Source organism: Kitasatospora sp. NPDC015121, from assembly GCF_055562955.1.
Genome location: NZ_JBVHEH010000084.1, coordinates 1 through 5,276, shown reverse-complemented (window position 1 = coordinate 5,276; position 5,276 = coordinate 1). Strand labels below are relative to the sequence as shown.

Sequence of the window (5,276 nt, the reverse complement as noted above, 5' to 3'; positions counted from 1 at the left end):
TCCCCATCATCACCCTCGACGCCCGACGCCGCGACAGCGCCAAGAGCGCCCTCATCACCCTCGTCGAACACGCCCTCCTCGCCCGACTCCGGTGAGCCCGACCCCGGCCGGGGGGCGCGTACCACGAATGGTTCGCGCCCCCCGGTAACAGTTCGGTAGGCATTTGCCGGACTGGTTTGACAGTGCGTAGCCGTCCGAACCCGGTGTGCGCCAATGACCTTGAACTTTGCGGGAGTTCAACCGTTTATGTCCGTTTTACCCCCCTGGTGCGCGGGGCGGAGGGGGCGTTTGTCCGCCCCACCGGCTCGTGTTGGAATTCCAGCTACCCCGTAGGACCCACGCGGGCCGCGGCCCGCCAGGGGGGTAGTAGCCGCCGGATAGATCCATGGCCGCCAGTCGGTCGAGAGGTTGTTGTCGAGTGAGGCGTAAGCAGCCAGTCACCCCTCAGCGGCGCTCCGAGCCCCGCCAGCAGGACCCGGGTAGCGGCCCGAACCCCGGCCCGGGCAGCGGCCCGGACGGCGCTCCGGAGTCCGGCCGGTTCTCCGCGTTCACCGCGACCGAGGACCGTGACCGCGCCGAGCAGAACCGCGCCGTCACCGGCGAGCCCGCCTCCCGGCCCGCGCCCGCCAAGGACGGCGCCCCGCGCCCCGGCGGCCGGTACGACTTCCTGTCCCCGCTGAACTGGCGCGTGCCGACCCGCCTGGTGGCCATCCTGGTCATCCCGGTCGTCATCGCCCTGGTCTTCGGCGGCCTGCGCGTCAACACCTCGCTGGACGACTACAACCAGGCCGACCGGGCGGTGCGCATCGCCAACCTGGCCAGCGCCGCCACCAAGCTCGCCGACGCCCTGGAGCAGGAGCGCGACGAGACCCTGGTGCCGCTGCTCACCGGGCAGGGCGACCAGGGCGAGGTCAAGAAGCTCCGGGACAAGACCGACGAGGCCCTGCGGACCTACAACGCGGCGTTCGCGGACATCAAGGACGACAGCACCATGAAGCGCCGGGACGAGCAGTTCCAGCAGCTCGTGGCGTACCTGCCGCACCTGCGCGCCAACGCCTACAAGCCGGAGCTGTTCGCGACCGCGACCACCAACGCGTACTCGCTGATGTTCGCGCCGCTGCTGGCGGTGGACAACTCGGTCGGCTTCGGCTCCACCAACGTCACCTCCAAGGGCCGCGCGATCTACGCGATGTCGCTGGCCAAGGCGTCCGCCTCGACCCAGCGCGCGCTGATGCTCAACCTGCTGGTCGGCCTCGGCGTCGGCGGCGTGGACGGCCACGAGGGCGACGACCTGATCCAGTCGCTGGTGGTCGCCTCCCGCCTGGAGCAGACCGCGATCGCCGAGTTCAACACCGCCTCGGACGAGTCCGAGATCATGGTCTACTCGCAGGCCCTGGTCGACCAGGCCACCGCCGACCAGCGGCTGCCGCTGCGGATGCCCGACGGCCACAGCCTGCCCACCATGCAGGGCCTGCTCGCGGTCGGCATGTCCTACGCCGGCCAGCTGTCCAGCGCCTCGGCCGGCGGTGACAACGCCGCCAAGATCATCGACCAGGTCGGCAAGGACGGCCTGACCCGCCCGCTGTGGGACCAGGCCACCAAGAGCCACATGAGCGCCCTGCGCGCCGCCGAGACCGACCTGCTCGGCCAGGTCGTCAGCGAGGCCCAGGGCATCAAGGACCGGGCCTTCACCGACTGGGTGCTCAACTCGCTGATCGTGGTCGCCTCGCTGGTGCTCGCCGGTCTGCTCACCGGCTACATCGCCCGCTCGATGATCCTCGGCATGCGGACCCTGAACACCGCCGCGCTCGACATCGCCAACCACCGCCTGCCGGAGCTGGTCGACAAGCTCTCCAAGACCGACCCGGAACGGGTCGACACCTCGGTCAGCCCGATCCCGCTGCACGGCAAGGACGAGATCGGCGAGGTCGCCCGCGCCTTCGACCAGGTCCACCAGCAGGCCGTCTCGCTCGCCGCCGAGCAGGCGCTGCTGCGGGGCAACGTCAACGCGATCTTCACCAACCTGTCGCGCCGCAGCCAGGGCCTGATCCAGCGCCAGCTGGCGCTGATCACCGACCTGGAGAACAACGAGGCCGACCCGGACCAGCTGGAGAACCTCTTCAAGCTGGACCACCTCGCGACCCGCATGCGCCGCAACGGCGAGAACCTCCTCGTCCTCGCGGGCGAGGAGCCCGGCCGCCGCTGGAACACCCCGGTCCCGCTGGTCGACGTGCTGCGCGCGGCCGCCTCCGAGGTGGAGCACTACGAGCGGATCGAACTGGCCGGCATCCCCGAGGCCGACGTGGTCGGCCCCGCCGTGACCGACCTCGTCCACCTGCTCGCCGAGCTGCTGGAGAACGCCACCTCGTTCTCCTCCCCGCAGACCCGGGTGCTGGTCAACGCGACCCGGCTGCCCGACGGCCGGGTGCTGGTCGAGATCCACGACAAGGGCATCGGCCTGACCGCCGAGGACTTCGCCGAGATCAACGAGAAGCTGGCCGAGCCGCCCACCGTCGACGCCACCATCTCCCGCCGGATGGGCCTGTTCGTGGTCGGCCGGCTGTCCCAGCGGCACGACATCCGGGTGCAGCTGCGCCCGTCCGGCGAGTCGGCCGGCACCACCTCGCTGGTCATGCTGCCGCAGCAGCTCACCCAGCTGGGCATGATGGCCCCGGAGCCGCAGGCCGAGGAGTTCACGGTCTCCCGGATCTTCGCCGACCAGGAGCCCACCGCCGAGTGGGCCGCGTTCGACGGCCAGGAGCGCACCGCCGCCGAGCTCGGCTTCGACGACCACCTGCCCACCCGGGGCGAGGTGCCCGCGGGCGGCTTCTCCCCCGCGCTGGAGTCCATGCAGCGCTCGCAGCGGATCGAGGAGCGCCGCCGGGCCGCCCTGGAGCTCGGCCCCGGCGCCCCCGCCGAGGAGCCGGTGGAGGCCGAGGTCCTGGAGTCGCCCTACGGCGAGCCCGCGGCCGACTACCGCCCCGACTACGGCCAGGCCCAGGACGACCCGTACCGCCGCCCCGAGGCGGACCCCTACGGCCACCCCTTCGAGCCGCAGCAGCCCGCCGCGGCCGGGGCCTACGGCTACCGCCAGGACGACCCGTACGCGCCCGCCCGGTACGGCGAGGAGCCGTACGCGCCCGAGCCGTACGCGCAGGCCCCCTACGGCGACGAGCAGCCGTACGCCGAGGCGTACCAGCAGCAGCCGTACGAGGCCGCCGAGACGTACGCCGAGCAGGGCTACGAGCAGCCGTACGGGCAGTACGGCGACGAGTACCGCCAGGACGGCTACCAGCAGGACGGCTACGGCCAGGACGAGTACCGCCAGGACGGCTACGGCTACGAGGAGCCCGCCGGACACCCGTACCCGGCGGAGGAGCCGCCGGCCCTGCCGCCGGCCCGCACCGCACCGGAGCAGGCGGACGGCGGCGCGCTGCCGCAGCGCCGCCCGGGGCAGCAGCTGGCGGGCGGCGGTGCCGGCCGCGCCGCGGGCGGCGAGACCCCGAACTGGTTCACCGGCGCGAAGGACACCTCCGTCCCGGTGGAGGAGCCGCGCGGCCACGACGTGTCGGCGCTCGGCGGCTACGGCCCGACCGGCCCGACCGCGGCGCCCAGCGAGTGGGAGTCCCCCAACGACGGCGACTGGCAGCGCGCGGAGAAGCTCCGCGAGCCGTCCTCGGCCGGGACGACCCCCTCGGGCCTGCCGCGCCGGGTGCCGCGCCAGAACCTGGTCCCGGGCAACGCCCGGACCACCCCGCAGGAAGGCCCGCAGGTCTCCCGCGACCCGAACGAGGTCCGCGGCCGCCTGACCAACCTGCGCCGCGGCGTCGAGCAGGGCCGCCAGGCCGGCGGCGACCCCGGTGCCACCGGCAGCTTCCGGATCGACCCCGACCAGGGGGCGTACGGTGATGGACCGCACAACAGCAGCACCGATCTCTTCGGCGGCTCGAACCAGCAGGAGCGTTGAGTTGACCCAGATGAGCCAGGCCGCACAGAACCTGAACTGGCTGATCACCAATTTCGTGGACAACACCCCCGGGGTGTCCCACACCGTGGTGGTCTCCGCCGACGGTCTGCTGCTGTGCATGTCCGAGGGCTTCCCCCGGGACCGCGCCGACCAGCTGGCCGCCGTCGCCTCCGGCCTCACCTCGCTGACCTCGGGTGCGAGCCGCATCTTCGAGGGCGGCGACGTGACCCAGACCGTGGTCGAGATGGAGCGGGGCTTCCTGTTCCTGATGGCGATCAGCGACGGCTCCGCGCTCGCGGTGCTCGCCTCGCCGGACTCCGACATCGGTCTCGTCGGCTACGAGATGGCCCTCCTCGTGGACCGCGCCGGCGCGGTCCTGACGCCCGCTCTGCGGGCCGAACTCCAGGGCAGTCTCCTGCACTGACGGTTCGTCGGATACCGTCCTGGTATTCGAAAGACCTCATTGCCCGTCCCGAGGTCGCTTCGGCGGCCTCGGGACCGGGCGTTGTACGGCCTTCGCACCACCGGCCACGGCGCTCCCCGGCGACGCGGCCAGCAACGCACCGCCGCACCCTTTGAGGAGATGAACCGTGACACCGCCCGACCACAGTGGCCAGTTCGGCGTCCCGTACGCGGGCTCCGGCCACGACGCTTTCGGGGCTCCCGGCGTCGGCCACGGTCAGCAGCAGCAGTACGCGCCGCAGTTCAACGGTGGCCAGTCGTACCTGCCCCCGCAGTCCGACCCGCGCTGGTACCAGCAGCAGGACGGATACGGCCAGGCCCACCCCGGCCCCGAGTTCCACCCCGGCGACGGCTCCTACCCCGGGCCGGAGGGTTTCCACGAACCCGACCCGCCGCACCGGTACGAGGACCAGCAGCCCGGCCACGTCGAGGAGTACGCCGACGAGGAGGAGGACGCGGGACCGCTGATCCGCCCCTTCGCGATGACCGGCGGACGCACCCGGCCGCGCTACGAGCTCGCGCTGGAGGCCCTGGTCTCCGCCGCGGTCGACCAGGCCCGGATGGCCACCCTGCTCCCCGAGCACCAGCGGATCTGCGCGCTGTGCGCCTCCGACGTGAAGTCGGTGGCGGAGATCTCCGCGCTGCTGAACCTGCCGCTGGGCGTGGCCCGCATCCTCGTGGCGGACCTGGCCGAGGCCGGCCTGGTCGCCATCCACCAGCCCGCAGCCGGCGGCGAATCCGGCAACCAGCCCGACGTCACGCTGCTCGAAAGGGTCCTCAGTGGACTTCGCAAGCTCTAACGCGGCCGCCCCCAGCCGCGCCACCACCTCCGCCAAGATCGTCGTCG

Annotated in this window: 3 protein-coding genes and 1 pseudogene; all 4 read left to right on the top strand. The window is 72.4% G+C overall.

Going from position 1 to position 5,276, the window contains the following annotated elements; all coding sequences use genetic code 11:
- Positions 1-95: pseudogene (locus ACZ3J7_RS40800) on the top strand (ATP-binding protein); the annotation flags it as partial.
- Between the two features lie 323 nt (positions 96-418).
- Positions 419-3,967: a sensor histidine kinase gene (locus ACZ3J7_RS40795; RefSeq protein ID WP_465628462.1), complete on the top strand. Its 3,549-nt coding sequence runs from the start codon at positions 419-421 to the stop codon at positions 3,965-3,967.
- 10 nt (positions 3,968-3,977) lie between these two features.
- Entirely contained in the window at positions 3,978-4,391 is a 414-nt protein-coding gene (locus ACZ3J7_RS40790) for a roadblock/LC7 domain-containing protein (protein WP_035873526.1), read from the top strand.
- A gap of 166 nt (positions 4,392-4,557) precedes the next feature.
- Complete coding sequence (locus ACZ3J7_RS40785; protein ID WP_465628460.1) at positions 4,558-5,229, top strand: DUF742 domain-containing protein; 672 nt, start codon at positions 4,558-4,560, stop codon at positions 5,227-5,229.
- Positions 5,230-5,276 lie beyond the last annotated feature (47 nt).

What these genes read in the sequence shown, in the direction of transcription:
- ACZ3J7_RS40790 (WP_035873526.1), top strand. Translation starts at nt 3,978, where the DNA reads ATGAGCCAGGCCGCACAGAACCTGAACTGGCTGATCACCAATTTCGTG.